Below are 17,610 nucleotides of genomic sequence, written 5' to 3'. Positions count from 1 at the left end.
TTCGCCATCCCTGTAAAGCGTCAGGCTAAACATCCGATTCCCCGTCCAAGCCGGGATGAGGCGACGATCATCATGTGAGTTTGCTCACGAACTAATCGACAATTGACCCATTTCAGGCGGCGGACCGTGACCCGGAAAACGGACATTGCATCACTGAATCCACCATTCCGCTCCTGATCATCGCGACTGGGACACCCCCCACCCCTAGGTAAGTCCTCCAAAAAAGTCCGCTTTACCCACGATCACTCTCCACTGCTTGTTACTCGTTCATCACAACGTGTCACGCAGGTCACAGCCCGGTACATGGGCCTTGTTGGAGATCCTGCACTGTGCTGGAATTCCACGCACCGCCGCGGGTTTCAGGCCGGCGCGCAGGGGCGCAACGCAGCGCCGAGTGGCGGCGGGAGGGGGAGTACGCCGGTCACTCACACGACCACCATGGGGCGCGTCCAGCGCCCCACGACGCCGACACCGTCCTGTCCGCATGCGCGGGTGGGACGCCTGGTCCAGAGGTTGCGACGCTAGTGCAGGGACGTTTCAAGAGGGATGGCAGCGCTCCGGCGGAACAGGAGCCGCGCGGCGGGACCGACCGCGGTTCCTCGCCCCAGCACGCCCAGAACCCCGGGCCGGCCGCTGCCGGCGACAGCAGCGACCGTGCGCAGCGCCCGGGCTCCACGACGAGCGGTGCGGAGCCGGAAACGGCCGCACAGCCGCGCGGCCCGGTCGACACGGGCTCGCGAATAGCGCTCCGTAACTGGCGCATCAGCACGCGACTGGTCTCGCTCCTCGCCCTCCCCGTGGTCGCCGCGACCAGCCTCGGCGGTCTGCGGATCCAGGAGTCGATGAACGACATTCAGCAGCTGGAGCACATGCAGCTGCTGACGAAGATGACCAAGCAGGCGACCTCGCTCGCCCAGGCTCTTCAGATGGAGCGCGACCAGTCGGCCGGTCCGCTGTCGAACAAGTCCAAGCCCACCGACTACAAGGTCACCGGGCCCCGGGACAAGACCGACCGGGCCAAGAACGCCTTCCTGGACGAGACCGACGCGATCGGTGACTCCGAGGGCGACGAGTCGCTGGAGAGCATCCACGCGAGCATCTCGTCGATCGCCTCGCAGCTCGGCACCATCCGTACGATCCGCAAGACGGCGTACGAAGAGGGCACGCCGAGTCTCAACACGATCGACCAGTACAACCAGCTGATCACCTCGCTGCTGAGCCTCTCGCAGGACATGGCGCAGGCGACCAACAACCCGGACATGATCAAGCGGACCCGGGCCCTGGCGGCGTTCTCCTCCGCCAAGGAGTACGCCTCGGTCCAGCGCGCGATCATCGCGGCGGCGCTGCCCGGCGGTTCGGTCAAGGAACCGCACCTCAACCCGAACGACCGGCAGTTCGGCTCCAACGCGCTCGCCAAGGAGTCCCGGGCCCTCCAGTCGTTCAAGCAGATCTACGCCACGACCGGGCAGAGCACCGAAGAGCTCATGGCGCCCCTGGAGAACGGCAACCCGGAGATCAACGCCGGGAACATGTACGCCAAGCGGATCCTGGACACCTCGAACGGGATCGAGGGCAAGCAGGTCCGGTCGTACCTGGACTGGTACGACCAGAGCACCATCAAGATCAAGGCCATGGAGACCATCGAGGCCACCCTCCTCAGCGACATGGAGGCCAAGGCCCGCGAGCTGCGCCAGGCCTCCCAGCGCGACGCGATCATCAACGGTGCGGTCATCCTCATCGTGCTCGGCGTCTCGCTCGTCGGCGCCTTCGTGGTGGCCCGCTCCATGATCCGGTCCCTGCGCCGCCTCCAGGACACCGCCACCCGTGTCGCCCAGGACCGGCTGCCCGAGCTCGTCAAGCAGCTCTCCGAGACCGACCCGCAGGACGTCGACACCTCCGTCGAGTCGGTCGGCGTGCACTCCCGGGACGAGATCGGCCAGGTGGCCGCGGCCTTCGACGACGTGCACCGCGAGGCCGTCCGCCTCGCCGCCGAGCAGGCCCTCCTCCGGGGCAACGTCAACGCGATGTTCACCAACCTCTCGCGCCGCTCCCAGGGCCTCATCCAGCGCCAGCTCTCGCTCATCTCCGAGCTGGAGTCGCGCGAGGCCGACCCGGACCAGCTGTCCTCGCTCTTCAAGCTCGACCACCTCGCGACCCGTATGCGCCGGAACGGCGAGAACCTCCTCGTCCTCGCGGGCGAGGAGCCGGGCCGCCGGTGGACCCGCCCCGTCCCGCTGGTCGACGTGCTCCGCGCCGCCGCGTCCGAGGTGGAGCAGTACGAGCGCATCGAGCTGTCCGCGGTGCCCGCCACCGAGGTCGCGGGCCGCGTCGTCAACGACCTCGTGCACCTGCTCGCCGAGCTGCTGGAGAACGCCACGTCGTTCTCCTCGCCGCAGACGAAGGTCAAGGTCACCGGTCACGCGCTGCCCGACGGCCGCGTCCTGGTCGAGATCCACGACACCGGCATCGGCCTCTCCCCCGAGGACCTCGCCGCGATCAACGAGCGGCTCGCGCAGCCGCCGACGGTGGACGTCTCCGTCTCCCGCCGCATGGGTCTGTTCGTGGTCGGCCGGCTGTCGCTGCGTCACGGCATCCGGATCCAGCTGCGCCCCTCCGACTCCGGCGGTACGACCGCGCTGGTCATGCTGCCCGTCGACGTCGCGCACGGCGGCAAGCAGCCCCCGTCCAAGCAGGGCCCCGGCCAGCAGCCCGGCGCCCCGGGCGGTCTGCTCGCGGGCAATGGCAACGGCAACGGTGCGGGCAACGCCCAGCGCGCCGGTCTCGGCAGCGGTCCGGGCGGTGCGGGCGCCAAGAGCCTCGGCGGCGCCCAGCGCGGCCAGGTCGGCGCGGGCACGGGTCCCCGGGCGGCGCTGCCGGCCCGGGACGGCTCGGCGGGCCGGCCGCAGGGCCCGCAGGGCGGCAGCCAGCCGAATGGCGGCCCCGGCCAGGACTTCCCGGGCCAGGGCCCGGCCCCGCAGCGCCAGGGCGGCGGTCTCTCCGGCGCCTTCGGCAACAGCGCCCGGCTCGGCGCCCGCGGCCCGCAGGGCGATGCGCCCGGCCGCGGCGACGGCAGCGCACAGCCCAACCTGTTCGGCCACGGCGCTCCGGCGTCCTCCGGGCAGAACGGCCGCCCGGGCCAGTTCGCCCCGCAGAACCAGCAGGCCCCGTCCGGCTGGCAGAACCAGCAGGGCCAGAACGGGCAGCAGAACCAGGGCGGCCACGCGAACCAGCAGGGTCCCGGGGCGCAGCAGCCCCAGGGCCGCCAGGACCAGGGCGGATTCCAGCAGTCCGGCGGCCCCGGCCGTCAGCTGCCGCCGCCCGGTGGGCCGCGCGCCGAGCTGCCCGGGGGCAACAACCCGCAGCCGCAGCGCCCCGCCACCACCAGCTGGGGCGCCGACGCCCCGCGCGGTCACGAGGAGCACGACGCGACCGGGCAGTTCGCCCGTCCGGCGGGCCCCGGCGAGGACCCGTCGTTCAACGGCCCGCCGAACCAGTGGCCGGCGGGCGACCGCCAGGGTCCCGGCGCGACCTCCGAGTTCGCCCGGCCCGACTTCTCGGGCCAGGGGTCTGGGCAGGACCGCTCGTACCCGCAGCAGGCTCCGCAGGGCCAGGACCCGGCGAGCACCGCGCAGTTCGCCCGGCCGGACTTCGGTGTCCCGCACCAGCCCCAGCAGGGCCAGGGTCACCAGCTGCCCGCGCCGCTTGGCAACGACTTCGGTGCGCCGCGTCCGTCCGCCTCCCCGGCGGGCGAGGCTCCGTACCGTCCGGCGCTCCCCCAGCAGCCCCAGCAGCCCCAGCAGCCGGAGGCCCTGCCGCCGGCCGGTCCCGGGGACGGGCGTACGCCGCTGTACGACACGCTGGAGACGAACTGGTTCCACGGTCCGGGCCAGGGCGGCCAGCAGCCGCCCGCCGAACCGCAGGCGCCGGCCGCTCCGGAGCCCACCGGTGTGCCGGTTCCGCCGCTGCCTCAGCGCGGTGCGGCCGACGCCTCGGTCACCAGCTCGTGGCGGGCCTCGCCCAACGACGAACTCGTACGCCAGGCCGAGCGGGTCAAGAAGCCCGCCGCCGGCGGGGTCACCACTTCCGGGCTGCCTCGCCGTGTTCCCCGCGCCAATTTGGTTCCGGGGACCGCACAGCAGCAGAATCACCAGTCCGGACCTCAGGTTTCGCGCGCGCCCGATGACGTGCGCGGTCGTCTGACCAATCTCCGCCGGGGCATCCAGCAGGGTCGGCAGGCCAACAACGGCTCGCAGACCGGCAGTTTCCATCTCGGCCCCACTCACCAGCAGGAGCGTTAGTTGAGCCCCATGAGTCAGGCCGCGCAGAATCTGAACTGGCTGATCACCAACTTCGTGGACAACACCCCAGGGGTGTCCCACACGGTGGTGGTCTCCGCCGATGGCCTGCTGCTGGCGATGTCCGAAGGATTTCCGCGCGACCGCGCCGACCAGCTCGCCGCTGTCGCGTCGGGTCTCACCTCGCTGACCGCGGGTGCGTCGCGGATCTTCGAGGGCGGCGCCGTCAGTCAGACGGTTGTGGAGATGGAGCGGGGATTCCTCTTCCTCATGTCCATCTCCGACGGCTCGTCCCTGGCCGTCCTGGCCCACCCGGACGCCGACATCGGTCTGGTCGGGTACGAGATGGCCCTCCTGGTCGACCGTGCCGGCACCGTCCTCACGCCCGATCTCCGCGCCGAGCTCCAAGGCAGTCTGCTCCACTAGACCGCCATCCAGCGGATTCACGACACGATCCCCCCAGGTAATGCCCACAACCCTCACCCGACAGGCCGCTTTAGCCCCGTCACCGGCCCCTTGCAGACGGCAAGCCGAGAACCTGCTGTCACGCCCGGAGGATTCATGACCCCGCCACCCGCCTCACCCGATCCGTACGGCGCACTGCACCACGCGTCGTACGACGGGGAAGGCGACCAGCCGCTGGTTCGTCCTTACGCCATGACCGGCGGCCGGACCCGGCCGCGTTACCAGCTCGCGATAGAGGCGCTGGTCAGCACGACGGCAGACCCCGCGCATCTGGGGACCCTGCTCCCCGAGCACCAGCGGATCTGCCACCTCTGCCGTGAGGTCAAGTCGGTGGCGGAGGTGTCGGCGCTGCTGTCGATGCCGCTCGGCGTCGCCCGGATCCTGGTGGCGGACCTGGCGGAAGCCGGCATGGTGGCCATCCACCAGCCGGGCAACGGAGAGGCCGGCGGCGCGCCGGATGTGACACTGCTCGAAAGGGTGCTCAGTGGACTTCGCAAGCTCTAGCGGCGGTACGGGCCGCGCCACCACCTCGGCGAAGATCGTGGTGGCGGGCGGTTTCGGCGTGGGCAAGACCACGTTCGTCGGGGCCGTGTCGGAGATCAACCCGCTGCGCACCGAGGCCGTCATGACGTCCGCGTCCGCGGGCATCGACGATCTGACGCACACCGGGGACAAGACGACGACCACCGTCGCCATGGACTTCGGCCGCATCACGCTCGACCAGGACCTGATCCTGTACCTGTTCGGTACGCCCGGGCAGGACCGCTTCTGGTTCATGTGGGACGACCTGGTCCGCGGCGCCATCGGCGCCGTCGTCCTCGTCGACACCCGCCGTCTCGCCGACTGCTTCCCCGCCGTCGACTACTTCGAGAACAGCGGCCTCCCCTTCGTCATCGCCCTCAACGGCTTCGACGGACACCAGCCCTACACCCCCGACGAGGTCCGCGAAGCGCTCCAGATCGGGCCCGACGCGCCCATCATCACGACGGACGCCCGGCACCGGGCCGACGCCAAGAGCGGTCTGATCACGCTGGTCGAGCACGCCCTGATGGCACGCCTGAAGTAGTTCTCCCACCAGGCACAAGTCGATATCGGTATACGGAAGTTGCAGTAGTCACGCGGGGGCGGCCTGTGTCGTTTGACACGATCCGCCCCCGTGTTCATAACGTTTCGACAGAGAATTGACTCCGCACCGCCACCCGATGCATCCATTCGGTGCCACTGCGCTCACATGAGCCCCGCCTTTTGACGGGGCTCGCTCTTTATGCCCGATTTATCTGAGGCCTGGGCCACTCGGAATCAGCGATTCCGAGTGTTTGGAACGGGACCGGTCCCCGTGCTGCAATTCGACGAACTCCCCAGTAGTACGGCCCTGAACGTAATAATCCGGCACAACGTAGGTGCCGACGCCGAGAGGTTGTTGGTCGAGTGAGGCGAAGCAACGAGGGCTCCGCGGCGCAGCCCGAGCGGGGCAACTTCACCCCGCCGCCGCGCGCTGCGGCGTCCCTTGCGGTTGTGTCCGACACGGGGTCCGCGGGTGGCGGCAGCACCAGTCGGCTGTCCCCGCGCAACTGGCGGGTGGCCACCCGGCTGAACGCGATCCTCCTGATCCCGGTGCTGGTCGGCCTGGTCATGGGCGGCTTCCAGGTGAAGGGCTCCATCGACACGTGGGGCGAGGCCCGGGAGGCCGAGAAGATCGCCGTCGTCGTGCGGGCCGCGTCCGACTACGGGCAGGCGCTGCTGAACGAGCGGGACCTCACCGCCCAGCCGCTGCTCTCGGGCGACCGTGACGCCGACGTGGTCGAGCAGACCCGGGCCACCACGGACGAGGCCGCGCGGAAGTTCGACGCCGCGGTGAAGGACATGCCGTCCAAGCCCGGCCTGGAACGCCGCCTGAAGCTCTTCAAGGGCGAGGAGCCCAAGCTTCCCGAGCTGCGCAAGGCCGCCTACTCGCAGGCCCTGGACCCGGTGAAGACCGAAGAGGGCTACGTCCAGGTCCAGCACTCGCTGATGGAGTTCTCCAACGAGCTCGGTCTCGGTACCGGCAACATCACGAGCTACGGCCGTACGGTCTACGCGATCGAGCTGTCCAAGGCTGCAGAATCGCTTCAGCGCTCGATCGGCATGCACCTCCTGGTGCGCCCGAGCGAGAAGCCCGCCACCTACGACGCCCAGGTCAAGGCGTTCGGCTCGTACAACTACCTGGAACAGATCGCCCTCGGCGAGTTCAACTCCGGTGGTACCCAGGCCGACGTCGACCGCCTCAAGCAGGTCATGGCCGGCAAGGCCGCCGAGGGCACCAAGCAGCTGAAGGCCGCCAAGGAGCAGGCCGATGCCGCGGGTGAGCCCTTCGTGGCGCCGCCGAGCATCGACGGCTCGGTCTTCGACGGCATGGCCCAGGAGATCGGCAAGGGGCAGGAGCCCTCAGAGCTGGCGAAGAAGGGCATCACGCCCGAGACCTGGATGGCCGCGGCGACCGCGAAGTTCGAGGGGTACGCCACCGTCGAGGACGAGCTGGTCACCAAGGCGGTGGACGAGGCGGCGAACATCTCCTCCGACGCCAAGACCGACGCCATCGTCAACGGCCTCATCGTCGTCATCGCGCTGCTGGCCGCGTTCATCCTGGCCGGGCTCATGGCCCGCCAGATGAGCCGCTCGATGCGCCAGCTGCGTACCGCCGCCTTCGGCATCGCCGAGCAGCGCCTGCCCTCCCTCGTCGACCAGCTCTCGCGTACCGACCCGGGCCGGGTCGACACCCGGGTGCAGCCGATCCCGATCACCACGCAGGACGAGATCGGCGAGGTCGCCCGCGCCTTCGACCAGGTGCACCGCGAGGCCGTCCGGCTCGCCGCCGAGCAGGCCATGCTGCGGGGCAACGTCAACGCGATCTTCACCAACCTCTCGCGCCGCAACCAGTCGCTCATCGAGGGCCAGCTGACCCTGATCACCGACCTGGAGAACAACGAGGCCGACCCGGACCAGCTGGAGAGCCTCTTCAAGCTGGACCACCTGGCGACCCGTATGCGCCGCAACGGCGAGAACCTCCTCGTCCTCGCGGGCGAGGAGCCGGGCCGCCGCTGGGACCAGCCGGTGCCGCTGGTGGACGTCCTGCGCGCCGCCTCGTCCGAGGTGGAGTCCTACGAGCGCATCGAACTCGCCGGCGTCCCCGAGGCCGAGATCCACGGCCGGGCCGTGACCGACCTCGTGCACCTGCTCGCCGAGCTGCTGGAGAACGCCACCACGTTCTCCTCACCGCAGACCAAGGTCAAGGTCACCGCGACCCGGCTGCCCGACGGCCGGGTCATGGTCGAGATCCACGACAAGGGCATCGGCCTCACCGCCGAGGACTTCGCCGACATCAACCACAAGCTGGCCAACCCGCCGACCGTGGACGCCGCGGTGTCGCAGCGCATGGGCCTGTTCGTGGTCGGCCGACTGGCCGACCGGCACGGCATCCGGGTCCAGCTGCGCCCCTCGGGCGAACAGGCCGGGACCACCTCGCTGGTCATGCTGCCGGACGCCATCACCCACGGTGGCGGTGGCGAGCAGCAGGGCGGCCACGACGACTTCACCGTCTCCTCGATCATCCCCGAGCAGCAGCAGTCGGCCTTCGATCCGGCACCGCAACAGGCCCCGATGCGTACGGCGGCGGAGCTCGGCTTCGACGACTCGCGCTACGAGACCCCGGCGGACCCGAGCCAGTTGGACCCGGTCAACCGTTCCCTGATGCGCGAGGAGCGCCGGGCGGCTCTGGAGGCCCAGACGGGCGTCGGCGGCCCCTTCTCGGACCACACCCGGGAACAGCAGGGCTACGCACCGGAGCCCTACGCCGGCGCCCCGTACGGCGACCAGCGGCAGCCGCAGCAGCAGGGCTACGCCGAAGAGCAGTACGGCCAGGACCAGTACGGGCAGCAGCAGCCGCAGCAGTACCAGGGGTCGTACGAGCAGCAGCAGCAGCAGTACGGCGCCGGGGACGGCTACCCGCAGCAGGACCAGCAGGCGCAGCAGGACGGCTACGACGGCTACACGGAATCGGCATATGCCGTTCCGGACGCCCGGCAGGGTCAGCACTCCGACGCGTACGCGGCCTCGGCGGACCAGTCCCACCAGGATGATTGGCCTGTTCAGAACGGTTTCCAGAATGGTTATGAGCCGATCGCTCCGGCCGAACCGGAATCTGTTCCGAGCACGCCCGCGGAGCCTTCGGAGCGCGTAGGCTTCGACCGTCCGGGACCCACCCCGAACGCCGGTCACGAGCTGACCGAAGCCGGTCTGCCGCGCCGCGGCGGTCAGCAGCACTGGCAGCCCGGCCCCGGCGGCCGCGGCAACGACCAGCCCGCTCCGGCCCCGCGGCCCCTCCCGCAGCAGGAACAGCGGCAGGACCCGCAGACGGACGGGGACGGCTCCGACGACTGGCGCTCGACGAACGACGAGCGCTGGGAGCGGGCCGAGAAGCTCCGTGAGCCGAAGGCGGGCGGAATCACCCCCTCCGGTCTCCCCCGGCGCGTACCCAAGGCCAACCTGGTCGAGGGCACGGCGGAGCAGACCCAGCAGGGCGGCCCACAGGTCTCCCGCGCTCCCGAGGACGTCCGCGGCAGGTTGAGCAACCTGCGGCGGGGGATCCAGCGGGGGCGCAGCGCGGGGTCGGACACCAGTACCACCTACAACCAGGAGCGTTAGTGTGAGCCCGATGAGCCAGGCGGCGCAGAATCTCAACTGGTTGATCACCAATTTCGTGGACAACACCCCCGGGGTGTCGCACACGGTGGTGGTCTCCGCCGACGGACTCCTGCTGGCGATGTCCGAAGGTTTCCCGCGCGACCGCGCCGACCAGCTGGCGGCCGTCGCCTCCGGTCTGACGTCGCTGACCGCGGGCGCCTCGCGGATCTTCGAGGGCGGCGCCGTGAATCAGACCGTTGTGGAGATGGAGCGGGGATTCCTGTTCATCATGTCCATCTCGGACGGATCCTCGCTCGCCGTTCTGGCCCACCCGGACGCCGATATCGGTCTGGTTGGGTACGAAATGGCCCTTCTGGTGGACCGCGCGGGCAGTGTCCTGACTCCGGACCTCCGCGCCGAACTTCAGGGAAGTCTTCTTAACTAGTAGACAGACAGTGCGTTTCTCGCCACCGCACCATAAAGTGCGGTGGCGCGGCCCCACTGGGATCGGCGACCGGCAGTCGGAGGAGGAAACGTGGCAACACCCACAGGCGGGCACTCATACAACGGTGACCCGAGGGTTCCGGGTGAGCACGGTGACAACCGTTTCGGCTTCCCCGCCGCACCCGGTGGTCAGGGACCCGGGCAGTATCAGCCATATCAGCAGCAGGAGCACCAGCAGCAGGGCGCTCCCGGCGGCCCGGCGCCCGAGTGGCCCCAGCAGCAGCCCGGTTCGGGGTGGCCGCAGCAACCGCAGCAGCGGTACGACGCGCCCCAGCAGCCGCGCATTCAACCGGTGCACCAGCGGCGGGCTCCCGAGCCCGACAGGCCCGCCGCGCACAACCCGCTGGTCCGTCCGTACGCCATGACCGGCGGCCGGACCCGACCGCGTTACCAGCTCGCCATCGAGGCGCTGGTCAGCACGACGGCCGATCCGGCCCGGCTGCAAGGGCAGTTGCCCGAGCATCAGCGGATCTGCCGGCTCTGCATCGAGATCAAGTCGGTCGCCGAGATCTCGGCCCTTCTCTCGATCCCCCTCGGCGTTGCCCGGATCCTCGTCGCCGACCTGGCCGAGGCCGGACTCGTCGCCATCCATCAGCCCGGCGGCGACGAGGCCGCCGGCGGCCAGCCAGATGTGACACTGCTCGAAAGGGTGCTCAGTGGACTTCGCAAGCTCTAGCGGCGGAGCGGCCCGCTCCACTACCTCGGCGAAGATCGTGGTGGCAGGGGGCTTCGGCGTGGGTAAGACCACGTTTGTCGGTGCCGTGTCGGAGATCAACCCGCTGCGCACCGAAGCCGTGATGACGTCCGCCTCGGCGGGCATCGACGATCTGACCCACACCGGGGACAAGACCACCACGACGGTGGCCATGGACTTCGGGCGTATCACCCTGGACCAGGACCTGATCCTGTACCTGTTCGGTACGCCCGGGCAGGACCGCTTCTGGTTCATGTGGGACGACCTGGTCCGCGGCGCCATCGGCGCCGTCGTCCTCGTCGACACCCGCCGTCTCGCCGACTGCTTCCCCGCCGTCGACTACTTCGAGAACAGCGGCCTCCCCTTCGTCATCGCCCTCAACGGCTTCGACGGACACCAGCCCTACACCCCCGACGAGGTCCGCGAAGCGCTCCAGATCGGGCCGGACACCCCGATCCTGACGACGGACGCCCGCCACCGCGCGGACGCCAAGAGCGCGCTCATCACGCTGGTCGAGCACGCCCTGATGGCGCGCCTGCGCTAGGACCTCAGCCGGTCCCGTACGGAGAAGGGCCCCGCACTCCTCAGGAGTGCGGGGCCCTTCTCGTAACGTCCGGCCGGGGTGGTCAGCCCTGCCAGCTGTGCGGGGCGCGGAAGCCCGGCGTGCGCTCCAGGCGGCGCCAGCCGGCGGTGTCACGGCCCCGGCGGTGGGCGGGGGCGGCCGGCTGGGCGGCGGCACGGGCCATCAGGACGGCGGTGATGGCCGCCAGCTCCTCGGGGGCCGCGTGGCCCTTCTCGACGCGCAGGACGGACTCGGCGGGGGTGAGGCTCATGGTGGGTGTCTCCGTCTTCTCGGCAGGCTGTCGTGGACCGTGCGGCGGATCGCGCCGCTGCGGGGCGACTACTGCGGGGGGTTGCCGTGCTTGCGGGACGGCAGGTCGGCGTGCTTGTTGCGGAGCATGGCGAGCGAGGCGATGAGCACCTCGCGGGTCTCGGCGGGGTCGATCACGTCGTCGACCAGGCCGCGCTCGGCCGCGTAGTAGGGGTGCATCAGCTCGGCCTTGTACTCCTTGACCATGCGGGCGCGCATGGCCTCGGGGTCCTCGGCGTCCGCGATCTGGCGGCGGAAGATGACGTTGGCCGCGCCCTCGGCGCCCATCACGGCGATCTCGTTGGTGGGCCAGGCGTAGGTGAGGTCGGCCCCGATGGACTGGCTGTCCATGACGATGTACGCGCCTCCGTAGGCCTTGCGCAGGATCAGCGAGATCCGCGGCACGGTGGCGTTGCAGTAGGCGTACAGGAGCTTCGCGCCGTGGCGGATGATCCCACCGTGCTCCTGGTCGACGCCCGGCAGGAAGCCGGGGACGTCCAGAAGGGTGATGATCGGGATGTTGAAGGCGTCGCACATCTGGACGAAGCGCGCGGCCTTCTCGGACGCCTCGATGTCCAGGACACCGGCCAGCGACTGCGGCTGGTTGGCGACGATGCCGACGACCTGGCCGTCCATACGGGCCAGGGCGCAGACGATGTTGCGGGCCCAGCGCTCGTGGATCTCCAGGTAGTCGCCGTCGTCGACGAGCTCCTCGATCACCTTGTGCATGTCGTACGGGCGGTTGCCGTCGGCCGGGACCAGGTCGAGCAGCACGTCGCCGCGCCGGTCGGCGGGGTCGTCGCTCTCCACGGTCGGCGGGTTCTCGCGGTTGTTCGAGGGGAGCATCCCGATGAGGTAGCGGACCTCGGCGATGCAGGTCTCCTCGTCGTCGTACGCGAAGTGCGCGACGCCCGAGGTCTCGGCGTGCACGTCCGCGCCGCCGAGGCCGTTCTGGGTGATCTCCTCGCCGGTGACCGCCTTCACGACGTCCGGTCCGGTGATGAACATCTGCGAGGTCTCACGGACCATGAACACGAAGTCGGTGAGCGCCGGGCTGTAGGCCGCGCCGCCCGCGCACGGGCCGAGCATCACGCTGATCTGCGGGATGACACCGGAGGCGCGCGTGTTGCGCTGGAAGATGCCGCCGTAGCCGGCGAGCGCCGAGACGCCCTCCTGGATACGGGCGCCGGCGCCGTCGTTCAGCGACACCAGCGGGGCGCCGGCCGAGATGGCCATGTCCATGATCTTGTGGATCTTCGTGGCGTGGGCCTCGCCCAGCGCCCCGCCGAAGATCCGGAAGTCGTGCGCGTAGACGAAGACCGTGCGGCCCTCGACCGTGCCCCAGCCGGTGATGACACCGTCGGTGTAGGGCTTCTTGGCCTCCAGGCCGAACCCGGTGGCGCGGTGCCGGCGGAGCTGCTCGACCTCCTTGAACGAACCCGCGTCCAGCAGCAGCTCGATCCGCTCCCGGGCGGTCAGCTTCCCCTTGGCGTGCTGCGCCTCGGTCGCCCGCTCGCTCGGTCCGCGCCGCGCCTGCTCGCGCAGGGCCAGCAGTTCGGCCACCCGGCCACGGGCGTCGGTCGGCTCACCCTGGGTTTCGTCCACAACGGTCATGTATCGACCCTACGAACCCCGACCCAGAAATAGCGCCGTCGACTCCGTACAGTCTCCCGCCCCGTTTCGTGGTGGGAGTGAACAGAACCATGCCGCCGTGCACGCGATCCACCAGCGAAACGCGGACTCCGGTTGTGGAGACTCCACAAGCGAAGGGTGTGCGGTGGGCCACATGCCCTTGAGGGGGCCCCAAGGCCCCCTCAAGTATGGCGCGGGGTCGTCCCCCGCCGTCCACCGCGCCCCGAGCAGTGCTCCGGCCGGGGTCAACCTCCGCAGTGGAAGCGGGCGTTGCCCCAGTCGGCGTGGTCGTTCCCGTTGCCGTCGCCGCCGTCCTGGACGACCAGCTCGACGTACTTGGCGCCGGTGACGTCGGCGGTGAGCTGCCAGGCGGGGTCGGCCGCCCCCAGTACGGGCGACGCCACCTTCTCCGTACCGTCGGCGGTGACCGAGAAGCGCACACTCCCCCGGGTCGTCTGGACGTCGTCCACCCCCACCTCGGCGGTGAAGGAGGTGCACTTACCGCCCAGGTAGTAGCGGACCTTCGCCGGGGCGTGCGTACCCAGGCCCTTCTCGTAGGCGACGCCGCCGATCTTCAGCGGCCCGCCGTCCCCGGCCCCGGCCTCCCCGTTGGACCGGTCCCGCTCGACCGGTCCCCAGCCGTTCTGCGAGGCGGTCCAGTCCAGGTCACTGGCCCAGCCGTCCTTCGCGGGCGGCGGCGGAAGCGTACGGACGGAGGTTCCCGCGCCGAGCGTGCGACCGGCGCCCTGGACGGCGTACGTGGCCTTCGCCTCCAGCGCGTACGTGTCGTAGGGGGCGTCCACCGGCGGGGTGACCCGCCAGCTGCCGGTGACCTTCGCGCCCGGGGCGACCGAGTTGAAGGCGACCGGGCCCGCCGGCTCGGCCCGCCAGCCCTCGGGCACGGTCAGCGCGAGCTTCACCTCGGTGGCGGCGCCCGCCTCGTCGTTGCCGAAGGTCGCCTTCACCGTGTTCGGGGCTCCGGGCTCCAGGGTCTCCGCGTCGGCGGCCACGCCGAGGGTGCCGCAGACGGCCTCCTCGCCCGCCGGGGCGGGGCCGAGGTCGGTGACGGTGAAGCCGTCCAGCACGAAGTCCGCGCCCTCGGGTGCCCCGGGGAGCTTGCGCAGCCCGGTCCAGGTGTCGCCGCAGCCCGCGGTGAGGGTCCGGCTGAACTGTCCGGTGGTGCGCTGCTGCCCGATCGGGGTGGCCCGGGTCTCGGTCGAGGCGGCCTTGCCGTCGGCGACCCGGTCGTAGCCCTCGACCCAGCTGTAGGCGCCGGCGTGGCTGGACTGGTAGGCGAACTCGACCTTGTACCGGTGGCCGTCCTTCATCGGGACGGTCCAGGGCGCGGTGCGGTAGACGAGCCCGGTGTTCTCCTCGTGGGACTTCAGGGACTCCTTCCCGCCGAGCACGTCGTCGATGAGCTTCCCGTTCCAGCCGGACTGGGTGTACGGGGCGTTCAGCTGGGAGATGTGGGTGCGGGGGTCGGTCGAGCCGCCCGCGTCGCCCTTCAGGAAGGGGCCCCAGCCCTGGTCGACGGCCTCGAAGTCCTCGTGGGCCACGGTGCCGGTGCGGGTGGCGGGGGCGTTCGCGACGATCCGTACGTCATCGGCGCGGACCCTCGCCTCGGAGCCCGCCGCCGCCTCGATGCGCAGGGTGGTGCGGCCGTTGGCGGGTGCGGTGAAGGTGACCTTGGCGCGCTGGAAGAAGGTGCCGTGCCAGTCGGAGGCGGCGACGTAGTCCTTCGCCGTGGAGCGCTCGACGGCGACCGGCGTCCCGCCGGCGGTCAGGGTGGTGCGGCGGCTCTTGCCGGGCTCGACCTCGATGAGGGCGGAGGCGGTGTAACGCTTGCCCGGCTTGAGACCGGTGACCGTCTGGGAGAGCGCGGCCGTGGCCGTCCCCGAGAGCTCGGCGCTGTTGCGGCCCTGGTCGTCGGTGTCGCGGACGGCCGTGCCGGTCTTCGTCCAGCCCTTCAGGTCGCGGTCGTTGAAGCCCGGGTCGGTGATCCCGGTCCCCTTGCCCCAGTCCGCCGGGATCTCCTTCGGGGCCCGGTCGGGGTAGAGGACGTACGCCTGTCCCGCGATGGCGGTCAGCGTGATCCTGCCACCCGAGGGACGGACGGTGGAGACCTTCTCGCGGCCGTTGTCGGTCAGCTTGTAGAGCGTGTACGCGCCCTTGCCGGGCACCTCCCAGGAGCTGGTGCCGCCGGTCTCGCTGTAGTGGTAGAGCTTCTTGCCGCCGTCCCACGGGAGCAGGTAGTCGGTGCCGCTGAGCACCTTGCGGCCCTGGTCGTAGAAGGTTCGCTCGCCGTCCTCGACCGTGCCGCGCACCCCGCCGGTGAAGGTGATGTCGTTGCCGTCCCAGCGGGTGATCTTCTGCTGCTGGAGGTACTTGGCGGGGAGGTTCTTCTGCCAGATGTTGGCGGTGAAGGCGTTCCAGTCGGTCTCGCCGGTCCAGCCCTCGAAGTCCTCCAGGGCGCTCTGGCCGAGGACCGGGTGGTTGTTCCAGATGTCCTTCTCGCCGTTGCGGATGAACCGGATGATCTGCGAGTTCAGGCCCTTGTTGGTGGCCCCGCCGTAGTTGAGGTCATTCGCCCAGTGCGACCAGAGCGAGGCGCGCTCGAACTTGTCGGCCCACTCGGTGCCGACGGTCCAGCCCTGCTTCTGCACGGCCTGGATGGTCTTGTCGGCGATCCAGCCGTGGCTGTAGTAGACGTCGATGTAGAGGAAGTCGAGGTTCTTGTCGGTCTCGTCGCGCAGCTGCTGGAAGCGCTCGGCCAGGTCGCCGCTGTTGATGTCGCGGCGCTGGTCGATGTAGTAGCTCTGGTTGAGCCAGTTCCAGCCGGGCTTGGTCTTGTCGACGAGCTGCTCGGAGAAGGCCTTGGCCTCCGGGTAGGACTCGGTGGCGTTGACGTGGACGCCGAAGTCGGCGCCCCACTTCCCGCCTTCCTTGAGGAGGGTGTTGAGGTCCCCCAGCCCGCCGGCCCGCTTGTTGTAGTTGCCGCCGTAGTCCGGGTGGGCGGAGTCGTGGCCCTCGGAGCCGTACCCCTTGAGAACGGCGAGCTGGCCGAGGCCGTCGGTGGCCTTCGAGATCCGCTTGACGTCGTCCAGGGTGCGCAGGAAGGGGTGGGTGGCCTGGCTGGCGAAGTTGAACGGGATGTGGGTGACGACCCGCTTGGCGGTGTCCTCGCTGCCGGGCGCGGTGACGCCGACGGAGCGGAAGGCGATGGCCCCGTCCTGCCAGTCGACGGCCTTGTCCCCGTTGGCGTCCGGGGTGACGACGACCTTGGCCCACGGCAGGTTCTCGCCGCTCTCGGGCTTGGGTGCTCCCTCGCCGCGGTAGGTCCACTGGCCGGACCAGGCGCCGACCCGGACACCGCCGCCCTCCTCGGTGCGCGCCTGGTGCCAGAAGCGGGCGTCGTCGCCGCCGGTGGCGCCGGAGGGCTTGTCGTACGAGGAGTTGGACTCGATCGCCGCGGCGAGCGATCCGGTGTTGAGGATCGCGTAACTGGCCCCGACGGGCGAGGAGTCGGGCTTCGTCTCGCCGGTGACCTTCGCGAAGACGTCGGCCGTGCGGGTGGAGTCCGGGTCGAGCTTCGTGAACGCGGTGGCGGCGCCGGACTCGGTGGACCCGACGGAGACCAGATCGTGCCCGGGGATGTCGATGGTCCCGACCCGGAAGACGGACGTGTCGCGGACGGCGGTCACCTTGAACGTGGTGGCCCGCCCGGAGACGGTCAGCGAGGCGTCGATCTCCACGCCCGGCAGGGAGGCGAAGACGAGGGTGTAGCGGGCGGCGGAGCCGGTGACCTTCGGCGCGCTCTTGAGCTTCACCGGGTGCGCGGTGCCGTTGAGGGTGACGGCGGTGACCGGCCGGGTGGAGCCGAGCAACTGCTTGCCGCTCGCCCGGTCGGTGTACGACAGGACGCGCGGGAAGTCGTCGGCGACGGCGACGCTCAGCCGGTCGGACCGGATGACAGCGGACCCTTCGGCCTTGGCCTCTCCGGCCGGGGCGGGGGGCGACGGGGCGGCGGCTGCGGCGGGGAGGGCGGCCCCCACGAGCGCCAGGACGGCTGCGGAGGCCGCGGCGACCAGGCCGGGGCGAGGGAATCTTGGCGACATGGCCCCTGAGTAGTCGTCGTGTCCGGACACCGTCAACGGACTTCGGGCCCGGGGGCCGACTCCGTCCAACAACCCCGGTGCGTTAGTCCAAGTCGGATGCGCCCGGTCCGGCTCGCGGCCCCGTTCACCTCTTGGCCGGGAATGCCCCCTTCCGGTCACGGTTCGCACCCGCTCGGTTCCGGCAAGTACCGCTTCGGGACGTCGAGTTGTGAAGACTCAGAATTTTTGAGAGCGCTCTCAGTCACAAGTATTGACGGTCGTGCCGGGCCTCGCGAGAGTGGTGCGCACCGCAGGCACCCCCCACGGTTCCTGACCTCCCCGCGCCACCCCCCACCCCCCGCCTGCGGCCCCCCACCACCTCGGGAGTCCCCT

At 70.4% G+C, this 17,610-nt stretch carries 11 protein-coding genes; 8 read left to right on the top strand and 3 right to left on the bottom strand.

Annotated features, from left to right (window positions below; all coding sequences use genetic code 11):
• Positions 1-524 precede the first annotated feature (524 nt).
• From WQO_RS25800 to WQO_RS25760, 8 genes are all read left to right on the top strand, one after another.
• Positions 525-4,298: a sensor histidine kinase gene (locus WQO_RS25800; RefSeq protein WP_010056677.1), complete on the top strand. Its 3,774-nt coding sequence runs from the start codon at positions 525-527 to the stop codon at positions 4,296-4,298.
• A 9-nt stretch (positions 4,299-4,307) separates the two neighbouring features.
• On the top strand, positions 4,308-4,721 hold the full coding sequence (locus tag WQO_RS25795; RefSeq protein ID WP_006127850.1) for a roadblock/LC7 domain-containing protein: 414 nt from the start codon (positions 4,308-4,310) through the stop codon (positions 4,719-4,721).
• Positions 4,722-4,856: 135 nt separating this feature from the next.
• Positions 4,857-5,264 (top strand): DUF742 domain-containing protein, encoded by a 408-nt coding sequence (locus WQO_RS25790; RefSeq protein ID WP_003966010.1) that lies wholly within the window; start codon positions 4,857-4,859, stop codon positions 5,262-5,264.
• Positions 5,245-5,826, top strand: coding sequence for a GTP-binding protein (locus WQO_RS25785; protein ID WP_003966011.1), 582 nt, complete (start codon positions 5,245-5,247; stop codon positions 5,824-5,826). The genes WQO_RS25790 and WQO_RS25785 overlap by 20 nt, the downstream gene beginning before the upstream one ends.
• A 362-nt stretch (positions 5,827-6,188) precedes the next feature.
• Positions 6,189-9,440 carry a sensor histidine kinase gene (locus tag WQO_RS25780; RefSeq protein ID WP_029181930.1) on the top strand — a complete coding sequence of 1,084 codons (3,252 nt, stop codon included), beginning with the start codon at positions 6,189-6,191 and terminating at the stop codon, positions 9,438-9,440.
• Between the two features lie 10 nt (positions 9,441-9,450).
• Positions 9,451-9,864, top strand: coding sequence for a roadblock/LC7 domain-containing protein (locus tag WQO_RS25775; protein ID WP_006127847.1), 414 nt, complete (start codon positions 9,451-9,453; stop codon positions 9,862-9,864).
• Between the two features lie 90 nt (positions 9,865-9,954).
• On the top strand, positions 9,955-10,599 hold the full coding sequence (locus tag WQO_RS35340; RefSeq protein WP_073820764.1) for a DUF742 domain-containing protein: 645 nt from the start codon (positions 9,955-9,957) through the stop codon (positions 10,597-10,599).
• On the top strand, positions 10,580-11,161 hold the full coding sequence (locus WQO_RS25760; protein WP_014048542.1) for a GTP-binding protein: 582 nt from the start codon (positions 10,580-10,582) through the stop codon (positions 11,159-11,161). Before WQO_RS35340 ends, WQO_RS25760 begins: the two co-directional genes overlap by 20 nt.
• Positions 11,162-11,243: 82 nt before the next feature.
• Here WQO_RS25760 and WQO_RS25755 read toward each other — a convergent pair whose 3' ends face one another.
• The 3 genes from WQO_RS25755 to WQO_RS25745 form a co-directional block, all read right to left on the bottom strand.
• Complete coding sequence (locus tag WQO_RS25755; RefSeq protein ID WP_010056336.1) at positions 11,244-11,450, bottom strand: acyl-CoA carboxylase subunit epsilon; 207 nt, start codon at positions 11,448-11,450, stop codon at positions 11,244-11,246.
• Positions 11,451-11,518: 68 nt separating this feature from the next.
• Positions 11,519-13,102 carry an acyl-CoA carboxylase subunit beta gene (locus WQO_RS25750; protein WP_010056337.1) on the bottom strand — a complete coding sequence of 528 codons (1,584 nt, stop codon included), beginning with the start codon at positions 13,100-13,102 and terminating at the stop codon, positions 11,519-11,521.
• 263 nt (positions 13,103-13,365) lie between these two features.
• Positions 13,366-17,238: an endo-alpha-N-acetylgalactosaminidase family protein gene (locus WQO_RS25745; protein WP_058954101.1), complete on the bottom strand. Its 3,873-nt coding sequence runs from the start codon at positions 17,236-17,238 to the stop codon at positions 13,366-13,368.
• Positions 17,239-17,610 lie beyond the last annotated feature (372 nt).

Source organism: Streptomyces globisporus C-1027, assembly GCF_000261345.2.
Classification (GTDB): domain Bacteria; phylum Actinomycetota; class Actinomycetes; order Streptomycetales; family Streptomycetaceae; genus Streptomyces; species Streptomyces pakalii.
Note: the sequence above shows the minus strand (reverse complement) of the source record. Positions and strands in the feature narration are given on the sequence as shown.